Annotated in this window: 29 protein-coding genes; 27 read left to right on the forward strand and 2 right to left on the reverse strand. The window is 65.0% G+C overall.

All coding sequences use genetic code 11. From position 1 onward, the window contains the following. From B4E96_RS04535 to map, 25 genes are all read left to right on the forward strand, one after another. The coding region (locus tag B4E96_RS04535; RefSeq protein WP_286956565.1) for a carbohydrate ABC transporter permease at positions 1-565 on the forward strand (565 nt) is incomplete at its 5' end. Positions 566-640: 75 nt separating this feature from the next. Continuing rightward, positions 641-1,906, forward strand: coding sequence for an ABC transporter ATP-binding protein (locus B4E96_RS04540; protein WP_286956567.1), 1,266 nt, complete (start codon positions 641-643; stop codon positions 1,904-1,906). Between the two features lie 425 nt (positions 1,907-2,331). Further along, entirely contained in the window at positions 2,332-2,640 is a 309-nt protein-coding gene (gene rpsJ, locus B4E96_RS04545) for a 30S ribosomal protein S10 (RefSeq protein ID WP_009379191.1), read from the forward strand. A 9-nt stretch (positions 2,641-2,649) separates the two neighbouring features. After that, positions 2,650-3,324, forward strand: a complete 675-nt coding sequence (rplC, locus tag B4E96_RS04550; RefSeq protein ID WP_102161485.1) for a 50S ribosomal protein L3 — start codon at positions 2,650-2,652, stop codon at positions 3,322-3,324. A gap of 5 nt (positions 3,325-3,329) precedes the next feature. Further along, positions 3,330-4,007, forward strand: a complete 678-nt coding sequence (rplD, locus tag B4E96_RS04555; protein WP_102161487.1) for a 50S ribosomal protein L4 — start codon at positions 3,330-3,332, stop codon at positions 4,005-4,007. Beyond that, positions 4,004-4,303 carry a 50S ribosomal protein L23 gene (rplW, locus tag B4E96_RS04560; RefSeq protein WP_102161489.1) on the forward strand — a complete coding sequence of 100 codons (300 nt, stop codon included), beginning with the start codon at positions 4,004-4,006 and terminating at the stop codon, positions 4,301-4,303. Before rplD ends, rplW begins: the two co-directional genes overlap by 4 nt. Positions 4,304-4,335: 32 nt before the next feature. Next, positions 4,336-5,172 carry a 50S ribosomal protein L2 gene (gene rplB / locus B4E96_RS04565; RefSeq protein ID WP_102161491.1) on the forward strand — a complete coding sequence of 279 codons (837 nt, stop codon included), beginning with the start codon at positions 4,336-4,338 and terminating at the stop codon, positions 5,170-5,172. 15 nt (positions 5,173-5,187) lie between these two features. After that, positions 5,188-5,469, forward strand: coding sequence for a 30S ribosomal protein S19 (rpsS, locus tag B4E96_RS04570; protein ID WP_102161493.1), 282 nt, complete (start codon positions 5,188-5,190; stop codon positions 5,467-5,469). Between the two features lie 39 nt (positions 5,470-5,508). Further along, positions 5,509-5,892: a 50S ribosomal protein L22 gene (gene rplV, locus B4E96_RS04575; RefSeq protein WP_102161496.1), complete on the forward strand. Its 384-nt coding sequence runs from the start codon at positions 5,509-5,511 to the stop codon at positions 5,890-5,892. Further along, complete coding sequence (gene rpsC / locus B4E96_RS04580; protein WP_102161498.1) at positions 5,892-6,713, forward strand: 30S ribosomal protein S3; 822 nt, start codon at positions 5,892-5,894, stop codon at positions 6,711-6,713. The genes rplV and rpsC overlap by 1 nt, the downstream gene beginning before the upstream one ends. Positions 6,714-6,715: 2 nt before the next feature. Further along, positions 6,716-7,132, forward strand: a complete 417-nt coding sequence (gene rplP, locus B4E96_RS04585; protein ID WP_102161500.1) for a 50S ribosomal protein L16 — start codon at positions 6,716-6,718, stop codon at positions 7,130-7,132. Positions 7,133-7,134: 2 nt separating this feature from the next. Then, positions 7,135-7,386 (forward strand): 50S ribosomal protein L29, encoded by a 252-nt coding sequence (gene rpmC / locus B4E96_RS04590; RefSeq protein ID WP_102161503.1) that lies wholly within the window; start codon positions 7,135-7,137, stop codon positions 7,384-7,386. Further along, complete coding sequence (gene rpsQ / locus B4E96_RS04595) at positions 7,386-7,682, forward strand: 30S ribosomal protein S17 (protein ID WP_102161504.1); 297 nt, start codon at positions 7,386-7,388, stop codon at positions 7,680-7,682. Before rpmC ends, rpsQ begins: the two co-directional genes overlap by 1 nt. A gap of 196 nt (positions 7,683-7,878) precedes the next feature. Further along, positions 7,879-8,247 (forward strand): 50S ribosomal protein L14, encoded by a 369-nt coding sequence (gene rplN / locus B4E96_RS04600; protein ID WP_102161506.1) that lies wholly within the window; start codon positions 7,879-7,881, stop codon positions 8,245-8,247. 2 nt (positions 8,248-8,249) lie between these two features. Next, on the forward strand, positions 8,250-8,618 hold the full coding sequence (gene rplX, locus B4E96_RS04605) for a 50S ribosomal protein L24 (protein ID WP_102161507.1): 369 nt from the start codon (positions 8,250-8,252) through the stop codon (positions 8,616-8,618). After that, positions 8,618-9,190: a 50S ribosomal protein L5 gene (gene rplE, locus B4E96_RS04610; protein WP_102161509.1), complete on the forward strand. Its 573-nt coding sequence runs from the start codon at positions 8,618-8,620 to the stop codon at positions 9,188-9,190. Before rplX ends, rplE begins: the two co-directional genes overlap by 1 nt. Positions 9,191-9,256: 66 nt before the next feature. Then, entirely contained in the window at positions 9,257-9,655 is a 399-nt protein-coding gene (gene rpsH, locus B4E96_RS04615) for a 30S ribosomal protein S8 (protein WP_102161510.1), read from the forward strand. A 17-nt stretch (positions 9,656-9,672) separates the two neighbouring features. Beyond that, the gene (gene rplF, locus B4E96_RS04620) at positions 9,673-10,209 is read left to right on the forward strand and encodes a 50S ribosomal protein L6 (RefSeq protein ID WP_165884688.1); all 537 of its coding nucleotides are present in this window, start codon (positions 9,673-9,675) and stop codon (positions 10,207-10,209) included. Positions 10,210-10,211: 2 nt separating this feature from the next. Then, positions 10,212-10,592 carry a 50S ribosomal protein L18 gene (rplR, locus tag B4E96_RS04625; RefSeq protein WP_102161513.1) on the forward strand — a complete coding sequence of 127 codons (381 nt, stop codon included), beginning with the start codon at positions 10,212-10,214 and terminating at the stop codon, positions 10,590-10,592. Next, a complete protein-coding gene (rpsE, locus tag B4E96_RS04630; RefSeq protein WP_102161515.1) occupies positions 10,589-11,248 on the forward strand; it encodes a 30S ribosomal protein S5 in 660 nt (219 codons plus the stop codon). The genes rplR and rpsE overlap by 4 nt, the downstream gene beginning before the upstream one ends. Further along, entirely contained in the window at positions 11,248-11,430 is a 183-nt protein-coding gene (rpmD, locus tag B4E96_RS04635) for a 50S ribosomal protein L30 (protein ID WP_102161517.1), read from the forward strand. Before rpsE ends, rpmD begins: the two co-directional genes overlap by 1 nt. A gap of 1 nt (position 11,431) precedes the next feature. Continuing rightward, positions 11,432-11,884 carry a 50S ribosomal protein L15 gene (rplO, locus tag B4E96_RS04640; RefSeq protein ID WP_102161519.1) on the forward strand — a complete coding sequence of 151 codons (453 nt, stop codon included), beginning with the start codon at positions 11,432-11,434 and terminating at the stop codon, positions 11,882-11,884. A 256-nt stretch (positions 11,885-12,140) separates the two neighbouring features. Continuing rightward, positions 12,141-13,442, forward strand: coding sequence for a preprotein translocase subunit SecY (gene secY, locus B4E96_RS04645; RefSeq protein WP_102161520.1), 1,302 nt, complete (start codon positions 12,141-12,143; stop codon positions 13,440-13,442). 125 nt (positions 13,443-13,567) lie between these two features. Next, positions 13,568-14,137 carry an adenylate kinase gene (locus B4E96_RS04650; protein WP_102161522.1) on the forward strand — a complete coding sequence of 190 codons (570 nt, stop codon included), beginning with the start codon at positions 13,568-13,570 and terminating at the stop codon, positions 14,135-14,137. Next, positions 14,134-15,009 (forward strand): type I methionyl aminopeptidase, encoded by an 876-nt coding sequence (map, locus tag B4E96_RS04655; RefSeq protein WP_286956577.1) that lies wholly within the window; start codon positions 14,134-14,136, stop codon positions 15,007-15,009. The genes B4E96_RS04650 and map overlap by 4 nt, the downstream gene beginning before the upstream one ends. A 40-nt stretch (positions 15,010-15,049) precedes the next feature. On the opposite strand, the gene B4E96_RS04660 is transcribed toward map, so the two are convergent. Next, positions 15,050-15,214, reverse strand: a complete 165-nt coding sequence (locus tag B4E96_RS04660) for a hypothetical protein (protein ID WP_286956574.1) — start codon at positions 15,212-15,214, stop codon at positions 15,050-15,052. A 208-nt stretch (positions 15,215-15,422) separates the two neighbouring features. Between B4E96_RS04660 and B4E96_RS04665 the strand changes: the two genes are divergently transcribed. Both B4E96_RS04665 and B4E96_RS04670 read left to right on the forward strand, forming a co-directional pair. Beyond that, a complete protein-coding gene (locus B4E96_RS04665; RefSeq protein ID WP_286956575.1) occupies positions 15,423-15,713 on the forward strand; it encodes a BlaI/MecI/CopY family transcriptional regulator in 291 nt (96 codons plus the stop codon). Positions 15,714-15,716: 3 nt separating this feature from the next. Then, positions 15,717-16,298, forward strand: coding sequence for a hypothetical protein (locus B4E96_RS04670; protein ID WP_286956576.1), 582 nt, complete (start codon positions 15,717-15,719; stop codon positions 16,296-16,298). On the opposite strand, the gene B4E96_RS04675 is transcribed toward B4E96_RS04670, so the two are convergent. Beyond that, a partial coding sequence (locus tag B4E96_RS04675) for a MalY/PatB family protein (RefSeq protein ID WP_349680640.1) occupies positions 16,252-17,463 on the reverse strand: 1,212 nt, incomplete at its 5' end. The genes B4E96_RS04670 and B4E96_RS04675 overlap by 47 nt on opposite strands.

Genomic DNA, 17,463 nt, shown 5'->3' on the forward strand with positions numbered 1-17,463 from the left:
CGCCTACGCGATCGCCCGGCTGGAGTTCCCCGGCAAGCGGTTCGTCCTCTACATGTCACTGGCCGTCACGGTCTTCCCGGTCATCTCGCTCGTCACACCGCTGTTCAACCTGTGGTCGGTCGTCGGGCTCTACGACACCTGGCTGGGCCTCATCATCCCGTACCTGTCGCTGACCCTGCCGATCTCGATCTGGACGCTGACCTCGTTCTTCCAGCAGATCCCGTGGGAACTCGAGCAGGCCGCCCAGGTCGACGGTGCGAAGTCTTTCCAGGCCTTCCGCAAGGTCATCGTCCCACTGGCTGCCCCCGGCGTGTTCACCACAGCGATCATCGCCTTCTTCATCGCCTGGAACGACTTCCTCTACGGCATCTCGCTGACCTCGACCTCAGCGGCCCGCCCGGTCCCGGCGGCGCTGTCGTTCTTCACCGGCGCCAGCCAGTTCGAGGAGCCGGCCGGTGCGATCGCCGCGGCCGCGATCGTCGTGACCATCCCGGTCATCATCATCGTCCTCGTCTTCCAGCGCCAGATCGTCTCAGGCCTGACCTCGGGTGCGGTGAAGGGATGACCCGCACCACCACCTCGGCAGCGGCCGGCGACCGCGCGGCACACACAGCTTCGGCACCCCATTCAGGAGATCAAGATGGCTGAAATCGAACTCAAGAACATCGTCAAGCGCTACGGCGACGGCTTCCCGGCCGTCAACGACGTGTCGCTGAGCATCGACAACGGCGAGTTCGTCATCCTCGTCGGCCCCTCCGGCTCCGGCAAGTCGACCCTGCTGCGGATGATCGTCGGCCTGGAGGACATCACCGAAGGCGACCTGTTCATCGACGGCAAGCGGGTCAACGACCTGCCGCCGCGCGACCGCGACCTGTCGATGGTGTTCCAGAACTACGCCCTGTACCCGCACCTGACGGTGTACGAGAACATCGCCTTCCCGCTGCGGCTGAACAAGGAGCACTACGACGAGAACGATGTGAGCGCGCGCGTCGAGCGCGCGGCGAAGATGCTCGAACTCGGCGAGCACCTGCAGCGCAAGCCGGCCAACCTCTCCGGCGGCCAGCGCCAGCGTGTGGCGATGGGCCGGGCGATCGTCCGCGATGCCAAGGCGTTCCTGTTCGATGAGCCGCTGTCGAACCTCGATGCGAAGCTGCGCGGCCAGATGCGCACGGAGATCGCGCGCATGCAGCGCCAGCTCGGCGTCACCACCGTCTACGTCACCCACGACCAGACCGAGGCGATGACGCTCGGCGACAAGGTCGCCGTCCTCAAGCGCGGCGCACTCCAGCAGTACGCCAGCCCGCAGGAGCTCTACCGCGAGCCGCTCAATCTCTTCGTCGCCGGCTTCATCGGCTCCCCGTCGATGAACTTCCTGCCCGTCGAGTACGTCGACGGCCGCCTCAGCTCGCCGTTCGGCGACTTCGAGCTGCCGGGCAAGCGGGCCAAGGGCCTGAAGGATGCCCCGCAGCTGCTCATCGCCGGCATCCGGCCTGAGGCCTTCCGCGATGCCACCCTCATGGACGCCGATGAGCGCGACCGCGGTGCCGTCATCACCGCGAAGGTCGACGTCACCGAATGGCTGGGCAACGAGATCTACGCCTACCTGCCCTTTGAGCCCAAGCCCGAGGTGCAGGAGGCACTCGACGAACTCGACCGCGACCTCGACGGCGAGGGCATGCGCCCGCAGGTCGTCGCCGCGCTCGAACCGAGCTCGCAGGTCCGTGAGGGCGATGACGTCGAGCTGTGGTTCGACCCGGCTGATGTCATGGTCTTCAACCCCGAGACAGGCGAGAACCTCACCCGCGATGAGGACCGCGCCCGCGAGATCAGCAAGCGCGTCGAGGAGCAGCGCAAGCGCGCACTCGAGCGCGCGCAGTCCGAAGAGGGCTCGATCGTCTCGAACTGACCTGCAGCCGGCCTCGGCTGCCAACACGTGAGCGCACCCGGTATCGTGCCGGGTGCGCTTCGCTGTCCGCGCCCGAGGTGTGACGCGCCTGCGTGCGGAAGCTCACGCGGCGCTGCCCGGTGTGGTAGGGTGCCCGATTTGCCTCCCGGTGAGCGGCTGTGACAGTATAGACAAGTTGCGTTTTGGGCAGATGACCCCTGCACTGCGGCCGCTGTGCCGCGAACAGCCCAGAATCGACCGGAAGAATCTGGATGATCCGGGTTCGCTTGCACCGGGCAGCCATTTGATGAATGCGCGTACGTTCAGCCGGAAGGCAAAGACGACACGCCCGACCTCGGGGGTCGGTCACAGCAAGCCGGCGCAGACCATGCGATCCGTACGGACCATGGTTGATGGCCGGAGGACCAACAGAAAGAGACGAAGCCATGGCGGGACAGAAGATCCGCATTCGGCTCAAGTCGTACGACCACGCCGTCATCGACAGTGCAGCACGCAAGATCGTGGACACTGTGACGCGCGCGGGAGCTACGGTTGTGGGCCCAGTGCCGCTGCCGACGGAGAAGAACGTGTACTGCGTCATCCGTTCGCCGCATAAGTACAAGGACAGCCGCGAGCACTTCGAGATGCGCACCCACAAGCGCCTCATCGACATCGTTGACCCGACGCCGAAGGCCGTCGATTCGCTCATGCGCCTCGACCTTGCCGATGACGTCAACATCGAGATCAAGCTCTAAGGGGGAGTAATGGCCAACACCCGTTCACAGCCGCTCCCCACCACACGTGCCGTCAAGGGCCTCATGGGCACCAAGCTCGGCATGACCCAGGTGTGGGACGAAAACGCCAACCTTGTTCCGGTCACTGTGGTCAAGGCTGACGCCAACGTCGTCACCCAGATCCGCAGCGAAGACGTCGACGGCTACTCGGCCGTCCAGCTCGGCTTCGGTGAGATCGACCCGCGCAAGGTCGACAAGCCGACCTCCGGCCACTTCGAGAAGGCCGGTGTCGCTCCGCGTCGCCACCTGGTCGAACTGCGCACCTCCGATGCTGCTGAGTATGAACTCGGCCAGGAGCTGGGCATCGACGTGTTCGAGGCCGGCGCCAAGGTCGACGTGACTGCCACCAGCAAGGGCAAGGGCACCGCTGGTGTCATGAAGCGCCACAACTTCGCCGGTGTCGGAGCCTCGCACGGCCAGCACCGCAACCACCGCAAGGCCGGCTCGATCGGCGGGGCTGCTACCCCAGGTCGCGTCTTCAAGGGCATGCGGATGGCCGGACGCATGGGCAATGTGCGCCGCACCACCCAGAACCTGACGATCCACGCTGTCGACACCGACAACAACCTGCTCCTCATCAAGGGCGCCGTCCCCGGCCCCAAGGGAGCAGTCGTGCTCGTTCGCTCCGCAGCGAAGGAGGCCTGAGAGAGATGACTGAAACCAAGACCATCGACGTCCTCGACGCCGCCGGCAAGAAGTCCGGATCCGCTGAGCTGCCCGCAGCAGTCTTCGGCATCCAGACCAATGTGCCGCTCATCCACCAGGTTGTGGTGGCTCAGATGGCTGCCGCACGTCAGGGCACCCACAAGACCAAGACCCGTGCTGAAGTGCGCGGCGGCGGCCGCAAGCCGTACCGCCAGAAGGGCACCGGCAACGCCCGCCAGGGTTCGATCCGCGCACCGCAGTACGCCGGCGGCGGCATCGTCCACGGCCCGGTGCCGCGTGACTACTCGCAGCGCACCCCCAAGAAGATGAAGGCCGCTGCCCTGCGCGGCGCCCTGTCCGACCGCGCCCGCCTCGACCAGATCTTCGTGGTCAGCGCTCTCGTCGACGGTGAGAAGCCCTCGACGAAGCAGGCACGCGCAGCCCTGGAGAACATCTCGACACGGCCGAACAAGCTCGTGGTGATCGAGCGCGGTGATGACCTCACCGAGCGCAGCGTGCGCAACCTGCCCAAGGTTCACGTGCTCACTGCCGAACAGCTCAACACCTACGACGTCCTCATGGCTGACGACATCGTCTTCACCGAAGCCGCTCTGCAGCGCTTCCTCGACATGTCGGCCGCTAAGAAGACCACGGCTGAGTCCGGTGAGGAGGAAGCCAAATGAGCGTCACGTTCAAGGACCCACGCGACATCATCATCGCGCCCGTCGTGTCTGAGAAGACCTACGCGCTGATGGACGAAGGCAAGTACACCTTCCTGGTGGACCCGCGTTCGAACAAGACTGAGATCAAGTACGCAATCGAATCGATCTTCGGTGTCAAGGTGGCATCGGTGAACACCCTCAACCGTGAGGGCAAGCGCCGCCGCACCCGCACCGGCTGGGGCAAGCGCAATGACACCAAGCGTGCCATCGTCGCCCTCAAGGAAGGTTCGATCGACATTTTCGGCGGATCGCTCTAAGAGCGGTCAGACCTGAAGAAGGATAGAGACTCATGGGAATCCGTAAGCACAAGCCGACGACCCCGGGCCGCCGCGGCTCATCGGTCGCCGACTTTGTAGAAGTGACCCGGTCTACGCCGGAGAAGTCGCTTCTGCGTCCGCTGCCCAAGAAGGGCGGACGCAACAGCCAGGGACGCATCACGACCCGCCACCAGGGCGGAGGCCACAAGCGCCAGTACCGTGTCATCGACTTCCGTCGCCATGACAAGGACGGCGTGCCGGCACGTGTTGCGCACATCGAATACGATCCGAACCGCACGGCTCGCATCGCGCTGCTGCACTACGCAGACGGGGAGAAGCGCTACATCATCGCCCCGGACAAGCTCAAGCAGAACGACCGCATCGAAGCCGGACCGTCGGCTGACATCAAGCCGGGCAACAACCTCGCACTGCGCAACATCCCGGTCGGTACCGTGGTCCACGCAGTCGAGCTGCGTCCGGGCGGCGGTGCGAAGATCGCCCGCTCCGCCGGCGCATCGGTTCAGCTCGTCGCCAAGTACGGCCCCTACGCTCAGCTGCGTATGCCGTCGGGCGAAATCCGCAACGTCGACGCCCGCTGCCGTGCCACGGTCGGCGAGGTCGGCAACGCCGAGCAGTCCAACATCAGCTGGGGCAAGGCCGGCCGTATGCGGTGGAAGGGCAAGCGCCCGACCGTCCGCGGTGTCGTCATGAACCCGGTGGACCACCCGCATGGTGGTGGCGAGGGCAAGACCTCCGGTGGCCGTCACCCGGTCAGCCCGTGGGGTCAGCCGGAAGGCCGTACCCGCCGCCCCAACAAGGAAAGCGACAAGCTCATCGTGCGTCGCCGCCGTACCGGCAAGAAGCGTTGATAGGGAGCCTGAAACATGCCTCGTAGTCTGAAAAAGGGCCCCTTCGTTGACGAGCACCTCTTCAAGAAGGTTGATGCTCAGAACGAAAAGGGCACCAAGAACGTCATCAAGACGTGGTCCCGTCGCTCGATGATCATCCCGGACTTCCTGGGACACACGATCGCCGTGCACGACGGACGCAAGCACGTTCCGGTGTTCATCACCGAATCCATGGTCGGGCACAAGCTCGGCGAATTCGCCCCGACGCGGACGTTCCGCGGCCACGACAAGGACGATCGGAAGGGCAAGCGCCGCTGAGGCGCTGCCTGACGATCGGCAGAGAGAAAGAAGGAAACGATGGAAGCCACGGCGAAAGCACGCTACCTGCGTGTCACGCCTCAGAAGGCTCGGCGCGTCGTTGACCTCATTCGTGGTCAGCAGGCGACCGAAGCCCTCGCGGTGCTGAAGTTTGCAGAGCAGTCGGCCTCCGAACCGATCTACAAGCTGGTCTCCTCCGGCATCGCCAATGCGCGTGTCAAGGCAGACAAGCTCGGTGAGGCCTTCAACGAAGACGACCTGGTCATCTCCGAAGCATTCGTAGATGAAGGACCGATCATGAAGCGGTTCCGCCCGCGTGCCCAGGGGCGCGCCGGTCGCATCAACAAGCGCACCAGCCACATCACCGTGGTGCTCGCATCCGGTGATGACGCCAGCGCTGACGGACGGAAGGAAGACCGCTGATGGGCCAGAAGATCAATCCCAATGGATTCCGTCTCGGAATCACCACCGACCACAAGTCCAAGTGGTTCGCCGACTCGACCAAACCGGGTCAGCGCTACAAGGACTACGTCGGTGAAGACGTCAAGATCCGCGCGATGCTCTCCGATGGACTCGAGCGCGCCGGCATCTCGAAGGTCAACATCGAGCGCACCCGAGACCGTGTGCGCGTCGACATCCACACCGCCCGCCCGGGCATCGTCATCGGGCGTCGCGGCGCGGAAGCCGACCGCATCCGCGGCAAGCTCGAGAAGCTGACCGGCAAGCAGATCCAGCTCAACATCCTCGAGGTCAAGAACCCCGAGATCGACGCACAGCTCGTCGCCCAGGGCGTTGCCGAGCAGCTCGCCAGCCGCGTGGCCTTCCGCCGCGCAATGCGCAAGGCGATCCAGTCGGCACAGCGCGCTGGCGCCAAGGGCATCCGCGTGCAGTGCTCGGGCCGCCTCGGCGGTGCTGAGATGAGCCGTTCGGAGTTCTACCGCGAAGGCCGTGTGCCGCTGCACACCCTGCGCGCGAACATCGACTTCGGCCTGTACGAAGCGCACACCACCTTCGGCCGCATCGGCGTGAAGGTCTGGATCTACAAGGGCGACATGACCGACAAGGAGCTCGCCGCACAGGAAGCTGCACAGCCGAGCCCCCGCGGAGGACGCGGTGGACGCGGCGGTCGCGGTGGACGCGGCGGTCGCGGTCGCGGCGGCGAACGTCGCAACGACGCCCAGCAGAAGAAGAACGACAACACTGCCGACGCAGCTCCGGCTGCACAGGCCGGATCGGAGGGCTGATCATGCTGATCCCTCGCCGAGTGAAATACCGCAAGCAGCACCACCCCAAGCGGCGTGGACTGGCGACCGGCGGCACGACCGTGGCGTTCGGTGACTACGGCATCCAGGCTCTCGAGCCGGCCTACGTCACCAACCGTCAGATCGAGGCTGCGCGTATCGCCATGACCCGTCACATCAAGCGTGGCGGCAAGGTCTGGATCAACATCTACCCGGACCGCCCGCTGACCAAGAAGCCGGCCGAAACCCGTATGGGTTCCGGTAAGGGCTCTCCGGAGTGGTGGGTTGCAAACGTCAAGCCGGGTCGCATCATGTTTGAGATCGCCGGCGTTTCGGAAGAAGTGGCACGCGAGGCCCTGCGCCTGGCCATCCACAAGCTTCCGCTCAAGGCTCGCATCGTGTCGCGTGAAGGTGGTGAATGACAATGGCGATCGGTTCCAAGGAACTCAACATGGACGCCCTCGACGGCTTCGACAATGACCGTCTTGTCGAAGAACTGAAGAAGGCCAAGGCCGAACTGTTCAACCTCCGGTTCCAGTCCGCCACTGGTCAGCTCGAAAGCCACGGACGCCTCAAGGCCGTCCGGCGCGACATCGCACGGATCTACACCGTGTTGCGTGAGCGCGAGCTCGAGATCCGCTCGAACCCGGCAGCTGCCAAGGAAGAGGATAAGTAATGGCCGAGCAGAAGACTCAGCCGGCACAGGCTGAAGCCGCTCCGGAACGCGGGTCGCGCAAGACCGCTCGCGGCTACGTCGTTTCGGACAAGATGAACAAGACCATCGTCGTCGAGGTCGAAGACCGCAAGATGCACCGCCTCTACGGCAAGATCATGCGCACGACGAGCAAGCTCAAGGCACACGACGAGGACAACACCGCCGGCATCGGCGACCTCGTCCGCATTGCCGAGACCCGTCCGCTGTCAGCCACCAAGCGCTGGCGTCTCGTTGAAATCATCGAGCGCGCCAAGTAAGATGGTGTGGTTTGCTCGTCGAGGCACCGGTTTACCCGGTGCCTCGGCGGGCGTCCAGCTCAGCTGAAGCCCCATCACCCTCCCGGTCCCGCCTTATCCGCGGCGGCCACCGGGCTTGGGGCGGACATCAAGTAAACAGACGTTCCGTCAGGCTCATCAGATCGGTGAGAACCGACGCGACGACAGGAGAGAACAAGTGATCCAGCAGGAGTCGCGACTCAAAGTCGCCGACAACACCGGTGCCAAGGAGATCCTGGCCATCCGGATTCTCGGCGGTTCAGGTCGACGTTACGCCGGAATCGGCGACACCATCGTCGCCACCGTCAAGGACGCTATTCCCGGTGGCAACGTCAAGAAGGGCGATGTGGTCAAGGCCGTCATCGTCCGCACCCGCAAGGAACGCCGTCGCAACGACGGCTCGTACATTTCGTTCGACGAGAACGCAGCTGTCATCCTCAAGACCGACGGCGAGCCCCGTGGAACCCGTATCTTCGGACCGGTCGGTCGCGAGCTGCGCGACAAGAAGTTCATGAAGATCATCTCGCTCGCTCCGGAGGTGCTGTGAGTATGGCGAACAAGCTCAAGATCAAGAAGGGCGACCTCGTCCAGGTCATCTCGGGTGCTCGTCAGGAGCGCGGGGGCGACCGCGGCAAGCAGGGCAAGGTTCTGGCTGTCTTCCCGGACACCAACCGTGTCCTCGTCGAAGGCGTCAACCGCGTGAGCAAGCACAAGCGCGCCGGACAGACCGCCTCGGGCGCAACCGCCGGCGGCATCGAGATCCACGAAGCGCCGATCCACATTTCCAACGTCATGCTCGTCGACCCGACGGACAACAAGCCGACTCGCGTGGGATACCGCGAAGAGGTCGTTGACCGCGATGGTCGCAAGCGCACCGTGCGGGTCCGCATCTCGCGCCGGACCGGGGAGGACATCTGATGACTGACACCACTGTGCAGAACCGTCCCCTGCCGCGTCTCAAGCAGGTCTACCGCGAAGAGATCGTGGCAAAGCTGCAGGACGAGTTCGGCTACGCCAACCCGATGCAGGTTCCGACGCTGACCAAGGTCGTCGTCAACATGGGTGTCGGAGACGCCGCCCGTGACTCGAAGCTCATCGAAGGCGCGGTCCGCGACCTGACCCTCATCACCGGTCAGAAGCCGGTCGTGACGAAGGCCAAGAAGTCGATCGCCCAGTTCAAGCTGCGTGAAGGACAGCCCATCGGCGCACACGTCACCATGCGCGGCGCCCGCATGTGGGAGTTCCTCGACCGCGTCGTCTCGCTGGCTCTGCCGCGTATCCGCGACTTCCGCGGGCTCTCGGACCGCCAGTTCGACGGCAACGGCAACTACACGTTCGGCCTGACCGAGCAGTCGATGTTCCACGAGATCAACCAGGATGCCATCGACCGCGTGCGCGGCATGGACATCACGGTTGTCACCACCGCCAAGACCGACGACGAAGGCCGTGCGCTGCTCCGCCACCTCGGCTTCCCGTTCAAGACCAACTAAGCACTACGTTGCAGGTCCGGCCGGACACCCGGCAGGAAACCGCAACGAGGAAGGGCAGAAGCCCACATGACAATGACTGATCCCGTCGCAGACATGCTTACGCGTCTGCGCAACGCCAACTCGGCGTATCACGAGGATGTCAGCATGCCGTACAGCAAGCTGAAGTCCAGCATCGCCGAGATCCTCAAGGCAGAGGGCTTCATCGCAGACTGGAGCGTCGAAGACGCCGAGGTCGGCAAGAAGCTCATGCTCGACCTGAAGTTCGGTCCGAACCGTGAGCGTTCGATCGCCGGTCTGCGCCGCATCTCGAAGCCGGGTCTGCGGGTCTACGCCAAGTCCACCAACCTCCCGAAGGTCCTCGGTGGTCTGGGCATCGCGATCCTGTCGACCTCCTCGGGTCTGCTCACTGACAAGCAAGCCGCAAAGAAGGGCGTGGGCGGAGAAGTCCTCGCCTACGTCTGGTAAGGGAAGGAGAGCAAGCAATGTCACGTATTGGCAAGCAGCCGATCTCCGTTCCGTCTGGTGTTGAGGTCAACATCAACGGCCCCGAGCTCGACGTCAAGGGACCGAAGGGCAACCTCTCGGTCACCATCCCGGAGCCTATCTCGGTGAAGCTCGACGACGGCACGCTGACCGTCGAGCGCCCCAACGATGAGCGCGAGTCCCGTGCCCTGCACGGCCTGACCCGCACCCTGATCAACAATCAGATCATCGGCGTCACCGAGGGCTACTCCAAGCAGCTCGAGATCGTCGGCACCGGTTACCGTGTGCAGGCCAAGGGCCAGAACCTCGAGTTCTCCCTCGGCTACAGCCACACGATCACCGTCGAACCGCCGGAGGGCATCACCTTCCAGGTCGAGGGATCGAACAAGGTGACCGTCACCGGCATCGACAAGCAGCTCGTCGGAGAGACCGCAGCGAACATCCGCAAGCTGCGCAAGCCGGAGCCCTACAAGGGCAAGGGCGTGCGCTACGCCGGCGAACAGATTCGCCGCAAGGTTGGAAAGGCTGGTAAGTAATCATGGCCTTCGGAATGAAGAAGAGCTACGGCAAGGGCAAGGCTGCCGCTCGTGCCCGCCGCCACGCTCGCCTGCGCAAGCACATCTCCGGCACCGCCGAACGTCCGCGCCTCGTCGTGAACCGTTCGTCGCGGCACATGTTCGTCCAGGTCGTCGACGACTCCGTCGGCAAGACGCTCGCCTCGGCCTCGACCATGGAAGCCGATCTGCGCGCATCGAGCGACGACAAGACCGCAAAGGCTCGCAAGGTTGGCGAACTCGTCGCCGAGCGTGCGAAAGCAGCCGGTATCGAGGCTGTCGTGTTCGACCGTGGCGGCAACGCCTACCACGGTCGCGTGGCAGCGATCGCCGAGGGTGCCCGTGAAGGAGGACTGTCCCTGTGAGCACTGAAGAGAACAAGGACCAGCAGGTCACCAGCACCGAGAACGCCCCGAAGCAGGACGATCAGCGCGGCCGTGGCCGCGGTCGTGGTCGCGGTGAAGGCGGCGGACGTCGCGGCGGTCGTGGAGACCGTGACGACAAGAACCAGTTCATCGAGCACGTCGTGACCATCAACCGTGTGTCGAAGGTCGTCAAGGGCGGACGTCGTTTCTCGTTCACCGCTCTCGTCGTCGTCGGCGACGGTGACGGCATGGTCGGCATGGGCTACGGCAAGGCGAAGGAAGTTCCCGCGGCCATTGCCAAGGGTGTCGAGGAGGCGAAGAAGAACTTCTTCCGCGTCCCGCGCATCCAGAAGACCATCCCGCACCCGGTGCAGGGCGAAGACGCCGCCGGCGTCGTCCTCCTGCGTCCGGCCGCACCAGGTACCGGTGTGATCGCCGGTGGTCCGGTCCGCGCCGTCCTCGACTGCGCAGGCATCCACGACATCCTCTCGAAGTCCCTGGGCTCGGCCAACGCGATCAACATCGTGCACGCGGCCATCGCAGCCCTCAAGGGCCTCGAGCGTCCTGAGGAAGTGGCAGCACGCCGCGGACTCCCGGTCGACGAAGTTGCACCGCACGCCATGCTGCGGGCTGCTGAAAGCGGGGCGAACGCGTAATGGCACAGCTGAAGATTACCCAGGTCAAATCGACAATCGGTGGCAAGCAGAACCAGCGCGATACGCTGCGGACCCTCGGTCTCAAGCGGATCAACGATTCTGTCACGCGTGAGGACAGCCCGGAAGTCCGCGGCATGGTCAACACCGTGCGCCACCTGGTCACATGTGAAGAGGTGGACTGAAATGGCAGATGAGAAGGCACTCAAGCTCCACCATCTGCGTCCTGCTCCCGGCTCCAACACCGCCAAGACCCGCGTGGGTCGCGGTGAGGCGTCGAAGGGCAAGACCGCCGGTCGCGGCACCAAGGGCACCAAGGCCCGCTACCAGGTGCCGCACGGCTTCGAAGGTGGACAGACCCCGCTGCACATGCGCCTGCCGAAGCTGCGCGGCTTCAAGAACCCGAACAAGGTTCACTACCAGGTTGTCAATCTCGACAAGCTGTCGTCGCTCTTCCCCAACGGCGGAGACGTGACGGTTGAAGACCTCGTCGCCAAGGGCGCAGTGCGCGCCAACCAGCCGGTCAAGGTGCTCGGCACCGGAGAGATCTCCGTGGCCGTGAACATCACCGCTGACAAGTTCTCCGGCTCTGCAGCCGAGAAGATCGCAGCGGCCGGCGGCTCGACCACGACGCGCTGAGGATCCGTCCTCACCGTCTGAAGAGCCACGCTCTGAGATGAAGAGGGAGGTCCGCCCCGTGCGGGCCTCCCTCTTGTCGTCTCCGGCCACGGCAGCCGAGCCCTGTCTCCGCGCCGAAATTCTCGCTTTCCGATTGCTCTCTGGCAGGCGAGTCCTGATAAGGTCGGTCAGGTACTAAATGACTTGAACGTATTCTCGGGCCCGTGAGCAGCCACCGCTGCCTGCCTGCCCGAGGTGAAGATCCCCAGGAGGACGCTTGCTCGGCGCAATTGGGCGGGCTTTCAAAACGCCCGATCTGAGGAACAAACTCCTCTTCACTCTCGGCATCGTTGTGCTCTACCGCATCGGCGTCTTCATCCCGGCCCCCGGCATCGACTACGGGCAGGTGCAGGAATGCGTTGCCTCCCCGCAGATGACGCAGGGCGCCTTCGGGCTCATCAACCTCTTCAGCGGCGGCGCGCTGCTGCAGCTGTCGATCTTCGCGCTGGGCATCATGCCCTACATCACCGCCAGCATCATCACCCAGCTGCTGCGCGTCGTCATCCCACGCTTCGAGGCCCTCCACAAGGAAGGCGCCTCCGGCCAGGCCAAACTGACCCAGTACACCCGCTACATGACGATCGGCCTCGGCCTGCTCAACGCCACGACACTCGTGACGACCGTGCGCTCCGGCGCACTCTTCGGCGACGTCGCAGCCTGCCAGAACCTCATCGTCAACGACACCTGGTGGGGCATCGGCATCATCGTGCTCACTCTGACCGCCGGCACCGGCCTCATCATGTGGATGGGTGAGCAGATCACCGAGCGCGGTGTCGGCAACGGCATGTCGCTCATGATCTTCACTGCCGTGGCCGCCGGCTTCCCGGCCTCCTTCGGCGGCATCCTGCGCACCCAAGGCATCGACATCTTCGCCATCGTGCTGCTGGTCGGCCTGGCGATCGTCACCCTCGTCGTCTTCGTCGAGCAGTCCCAGCGCCGCATCCCGGTCCAGTACGCCAAGCGCATGGTCGGCCGCCGCATGTTCGGCGGCACCTCCACCTACATCCCGATCAAGGTCAACCAGGCCGGCGTCATCCCGGTCATCTTCGCCTCCTCGGTGCTGTACCTGCCGAGCCTCATCTCCCAGTTCGGCGACCCGGAGTCGCCGTGGGTGCAGTGGATCAACAAGTACTTCACCTCCGGTGACCACCCGCTGTACATGGCGATCTACTTCCTGCTCACCATCTTCTTCGCCTACTTCTACGTCGCGATCACCTTCAACCCCGAAGAGGTCGCCGACAACATGAAGAAGTACGGCGGCTTCATCCCCGGCATCCGCGCCGGCAAGCCGACTGAGCGCTACCTCAGCTACGTGCTCACCCGCATCACCTTCCCCGGTTCGCTCTACCTTGCGGTCATCGCGATGATCCCGCTCATCGCGCTTGTCCTCATCGGCGCGAACCAGGACTTCCCGTTCGGCGGCACCTCGATCCTCATCGTCGTCGGCGTCGGCCTCGAGACGGTCAAGCAGATCGACTCGCAGATGCAGCAGCGCCACTACGAGGGCCTCCTGCGCTGACCGCCGGGGCTGCGGCGCCCGCCCGGGCTGCCGTGCCCGAGGCGGTGGGCGCCCAGGTGCCCCGCCGCCGGACCGGCCGGCTGGCCGGTCGTAGAATGGGGGCACACTCCTATGAAAGGAAGCACATGAGCGTACGCATCATCCTCATCGGCCCGCCCGGTGCCGGCAAAGGCACCCAGGCCGCCAAGCTGAGCGAGAAGCTCGGTATCCCGGCGATCTCGACCGGTGACATCTTCCGCGCCAACGTCGCCGGAGAGACCGAGCTCGGCAAGACCGCCAAGCGGTACATGGACGCTGGCGAGTACGTGCCCGACGAGGTCACCAACTCGATGGTCCAGGACCGCCTCGGACAGGATGATGCGAAGGCAGGCTTCCTGCTCGACGGCTACCCGCGCACCGAGGCGCAGGTCGCCGAACTCGACCGCATGCTCGAGGGCATGGGGGAGAAGCTCGACCACGTCGTCGAGCTCACCGCCGACACCGACGAGGTCGTCGAGCGTCTGCTCGCCCGCGCCCAGCTGCAGGGCCGCAGTGACGACACCGAAGACGTCATCCGCCATCGCCTCGATGTCTACGCCGAGCAGACCCAGCCGCTGACTGACATCTACGCTGAGCGCGGCCTGCTGCGCCAGGTCGACGGACTCGGCGAAGTCGACGCCATCACCGACCGCATCATCAAGGCCATCGACACCTGATGTTCGGACCGCGCCTGGAGCTCAAGACCCCGGCACAGATCAAGACCATGCGCAAGGCTGGTCTCGTCACACGGGCGGCCCTGGAGGCCGCCCGTGCGGCGTGTGTGCCCGGTGCCACCACCGCCGATGTCGACGCCGCCGGTGCCCGCGCGATCGCCGAGGCCGGCGCGCGCTCGAACTTCAAGGGCTATCACGGCTTCCCCGGCACGCTGTGCGTGTCGGTCAATGAGGAGATCGTCCACGGCATCCCCGGCGGCCGGGTGCTCGAAGCCGGCGACATCGTCTCGATCGATGGGGGCGCGATCGTCGGCGGATTCCACGGCGACTCTGCGATGACGGTCTTCGTCGGGGGCGAAGAGGCTGCCAGTGCCGAGGACCGGGAGCTCTCCCGGGTCACCGAGGCATCCATGTGGGCAGGCATCGCCGCCTTTGCCACTGCCGCCCGCGTCGGGGATATCGGTGCCGCGATCGAGGAGACCGTCGACGATCTCGGCAGCGCAGCCGCCCTGAGCGAATCGCTCGGCACACAGCGCTCGCGTGGCTTCGGTCTCATCATGGAGTACACCGGCCACGGCATCGGATCCCAGATGCACATGGAGCCCGAAGTGCTCAACTACGCAGCCAAGCAGCTCGGCCCCAAGATCAAGCCCGGACTCGTGCTGTGCATCGAGCCGATGCTCACCGCCGGTTCAGCTGCCACCGAGGTGCTGGACGACGACTGGACCGTCGTGACGAAGGACGGCTCGCACGCCTCGCACTGGGAGCACGCCGTCGCCCGGCACTCGAAGGGCATCTGGGTGCTCACCGCACCCGACGGGGGAGCAGCGGGACTGGCGCCCTACGGCATCACCCCGGTGCCGCTGGAGGACTGAGACCAGCAACCGGGAACACCGTGCCCGGATGTCCTGCTAGTCAGCCGGCCGCCGGACGGTGGGCTGCCGGATCCTGAGCGGCAGCAGACCTGTCGACGATTCCGCCACACCCGAGGAACGTACCGACATAGGTGCCGCCGAAGGTCAGGATTCCCAGGCCCAGCATCCAGAACACAGTGCGCTCGATGCCGAAGCCGACGATCATGAAGACGGCGAACGCGACGACCGCAGCAATTGAGGCAGCCAGGAGCGCGACGGCCCCGGCGTGCTGGCCTCGGTAGATTGAGGTCTGTGCTTTGGGGCCTGACTTTCACCATGGCAGTTCTTCTCCTCAGATACCCGATTTCCGGTTGATTGCACCGTAGGGTGAGGAAAGGGCAAGTGACCAAGACCTCCCGAATCGGAGGAGAACTGTGGCGAATGACCGCTATTGCGTGACCCGGGCCGGCTTCGACGTCGTCTCCGTGTTCGGCAGCCTCAGCGCTGCCGCAGTGCCCGGCACCGTCATCACCGCAGTGCTTACTGAGCGCGGCTGGAGTGCATCGAACGTCCGCAACCAGATCACACGCCTGCACGACCGCGAGATCCTGCAGGCCGAACGCCGCGGCCGGCACACGGTCTACCGTCTGGCCCCCGCGTTCGTGCGCCGGTTCAACACCATCCGCGGCTGTTCTGAGCCCCCGCCGTTCGACGGGCACTTCTGAGCCGTGTTCTACTCGATCCCCGAAACCGATCGCGGGCTGAGCGACCGGCTGCTCTACGCCGCCCGGTACCACGAATTCCAGCTGCTGCGGCCCGGAGTGCTCATCGGGCTGACCGACACCGCCGAGCTCATGCTCAAGACCGTCGGGGAGATCGGATCGGACGGCTGGGTGCTGACCGGCCGGTTGACTCCGGCCGACCTGGCAGAGGCCAGGCAGATGGCCGCCATCGCCTTCCAGCTGGCCGATACCTGGCAGCGCATCGCAGAACTGAGAGCCGACATCGCTACCGTAACCCGAAGCGAAGAGGTGCCCGTCAACCGCTTCTTCGACGTCTTCTACCGCACCTCAACCGAGCTCATGCAGCTGCCGCACCTGCCAGCCGAACTCGTCGATGAGCCGAGACCCGAACACGAGCTCGGCGCGCTCATGGGCAGGCTCAGCGCCGTCTTCGAAAGGCGCTACCGCCAGGACGTGCAGGCGACAGCCGAACAGGCCTCCGGCGCTGATCTCATCGAATATGTGCCCAGGGGTGAGCCGATCAGCGCGGCTGACACGCCTGCGCAACCCGCTCCACGATCTCGGTGAGGATCGGGGCGGTGGTCGCCATGTTCACGCGCACACAGCCAGCACCGACGCGACCGCACTCCTGGCCGTTGGTGAGCGCCACCTTCGCGTGCTCGCGCAGAAACGCCGCGGCATCCTCGCCGATGTCGTAGGCACGCAGGTCCAGCCATGCGATGTAGGTGCCCTGCGGGACGAGATACGACGCCTTCGGCAGATGCTTCTCGACCAGCTCGGCCATGAGCGTGCGGTTGCCGTCGAGGTAGTTGATGAACTGGGCCAGCCACTCATCGCCGTCGCGGTAGGCCGCTGTGGTGGCGACCAGCCCCGGATTCGCTGCGGCACCGGAGACGAAACGCGCCTGATCCCGGTAGACATCCCGGTCCTCGGGGTTGGTGAAGAGCACCTGCGCGCACTTGAGCCCGGGGATATTGAAAGCCTTCGAACACGAGGTTGCGGTGATCGTGTGCCGGCCCGCCGCCTCGGTCACGGTGGCGTAGGGAGTGTGCTGTGCGCCGTCGAAGATGAGCGGGGCATGGATCTCATCGGAGAACACCCGCGCGTCGTTCTTCTCGATGAGCTCAGCGATCCGCTCATGCTCGTGGCGTGTGTAGACCTTGCCGACCGGGTTGTGCGGATTGCAGTGCAGGAACACCGCACCCGGTTCCAGCGCGGCATCGAGAGCCTCGAAGTCGATCTCCCAGGCATCGGCAGTGCGGATGAGCGGCACCTCACGCACGGCGCGGCCGCGGGTGGCCGGAGCGACGAAGAACGGCATGTACGCCGGCGTCAGCAGCACGACCGGTGCCTGTGCAGGCGAGAACAGATCGAGCGTGGCCAGCAGCGCCGAGAGGACGTCAGGGGCGAAGTCGATGTCATTGGGGGAGATGTCCCAGCCGTAGCGGCGGGCGTGGAACTCGGCCGTGGCCTGGCGCGCCTCAGCGTGCATCGCCTGCGGAGCGTAGGTGAAGAGCTCCTTGGCTGTCAGCTCCTCGAGCGCATCGTGCACACAGGGTGCCGTGCCGAAGTCGGCCTCGGCGATGAACGCTCCGAGCGTTCCGGGGAATGTCGTCCACTTGACCGATCCGCGGTCGACGAGCTCCGCGGGCGTGTATTCCTTCACCTGATCTGTCCTCTCATCGGCGTCATTGCCAGCACCCAGCCTAGCTGTAGTTCCCCGTGAGGTTGT

This window comes from Brevibacterium sp. UBA7493 (assembly GCF_002479565.1).
In the GTDB taxonomy this organism is placed as follows: domain Bacteria; phylum Actinomycetota; class Actinomycetes; order Actinomycetales; family Brevibacteriaceae; genus Brevibacterium; species Brevibacterium luteolum.

Bases quoted from the DNA above. Each gene is read 5' to 3' on its own strand.
- rplD (WP_102161487.1), top strand. From the start codon at position 3,330: ATGACTGAAACCAAGACCATCGACGTCCTCGACGCCGCCGGCAAGAAG.
- rpsJ (WP_009379191.1), top strand. From the start codon at position 2,332: ATGGCGGGACAGAAGATCCGCATTCGGCTCAAGTCGTACGACCACGCC.
- rplP (WP_102161500.1), top strand. From the start codon at position 6,716: ATGCTGATCCCTCGCCGAGTGAAATACCGCAAGCAGCACCACCCCAAG.
- rpsQ (WP_102161504.1), top strand. From the start codon at position 7,386: ATGGCCGAGCAGAAGACTCAGCCGGCACAGGCTGAAGCCGCTCCGGAA.
- B4E96_RS04660 (WP_286956574.1), bottom strand. From the start codon at position 15,214: ATGATCGTCGGCTTCGGCATCGAGCGCACTGTGTTCTGGATGCTGGGC.
- rplC (WP_102161485.1), top strand. From the start codon at position 2,650: ATGGCCAACACCCGTTCACAGCCGCTCCCCACCACACGTGCCGTCAAG.
- rpsH (WP_102161510.1), top strand. From the start codon at position 9,257: ATGACAATGACTGATCCCGTCGCAGACATGCTTACGCGTCTGCGCAAC.
- rpmD (WP_102161517.1), top strand. From the start codon at position 11,248: ATGGCACAGCTGAAGATTACCCAGGTCAAATCGACAATCGGTGGCAAG.
- rplR (WP_102161513.1), top strand. From the start codon at position 10,212: ATGGCCTTCGGAATGAAGAAGAGCTACGGCAAGGGCAAGGCTGCCGCT.
- rplW (WP_102161489.1), top strand. From the start codon at position 4,004: ATGAGCGTCACGTTCAAGGACCCACGCGACATCATCATCGCGCCCGTC.
- rplF (WP_165884688.1), top strand. From the start codon at position 9,673: ATGTCACGTATTGGCAAGCAGCCGATCTCCGTTCCGTCTGGTGTTGAG.
- rplX (WP_102161507.1), top strand. From the start codon at position 8,250: ATGGCGAACAAGCTCAAGATCAAGAAGGGCGACCTCGTCCAGGTCATC.
- rpsC (WP_102161498.1), top strand. From the start codon at position 5,892: ATGGGCCAGAAGATCAATCCCAATGGATTCCGTCTCGGAATCACCACC.
- rplV (WP_102161496.1), top strand. From the start codon at position 5,509: ATGGAAGCCACGGCGAAAGCACGCTACCTGCGTGTCACGCCTCAGAAG.
- B4E96_RS04650 (WP_102161522.1), top strand. From the start codon at position 13,568: ATGAGCGTACGCATCATCCTCATCGGCCCGCCCGGTGCCGGCAAAGGC.
- rplB (WP_102161491.1), top strand. From the start codon at position 4,336: ATGGGAATCCGTAAGCACAAGCCGACGACCCCGGGCCGCCGCGGCTCA.
- rplO (WP_102161519.1), top strand. From the start codon at position 11,432: ATGGCAGATGAGAAGGCACTCAAGCTCCACCATCTGCGTCCTGCTCCC.
- B4E96_RS04540 (WP_286956567.1), top strand. From the start codon at position 641: ATGGCTGAAATCGAACTCAAGAACATCGTCAAGCGCTACGGCGACGGC.
- rplE (WP_102161509.1), top strand. From the start codon at position 8,618: ATGACTGACACCACTGTGCAGAACCGTCCCCTGCCGCGTCTCAAGCAG.
- rpmC (WP_102161503.1), top strand. From the start codon at position 7,135: ATGGCGATCGGTTCCAAGGAACTCAACATGGACGCCCTCGACGGCTTC.
- rpsS (WP_102161493.1), top strand. From the start codon at position 5,188: ATGCCTCGTAGTCTGAAAAAGGGCCCCTTCGTTGACGAGCACCTCTTC.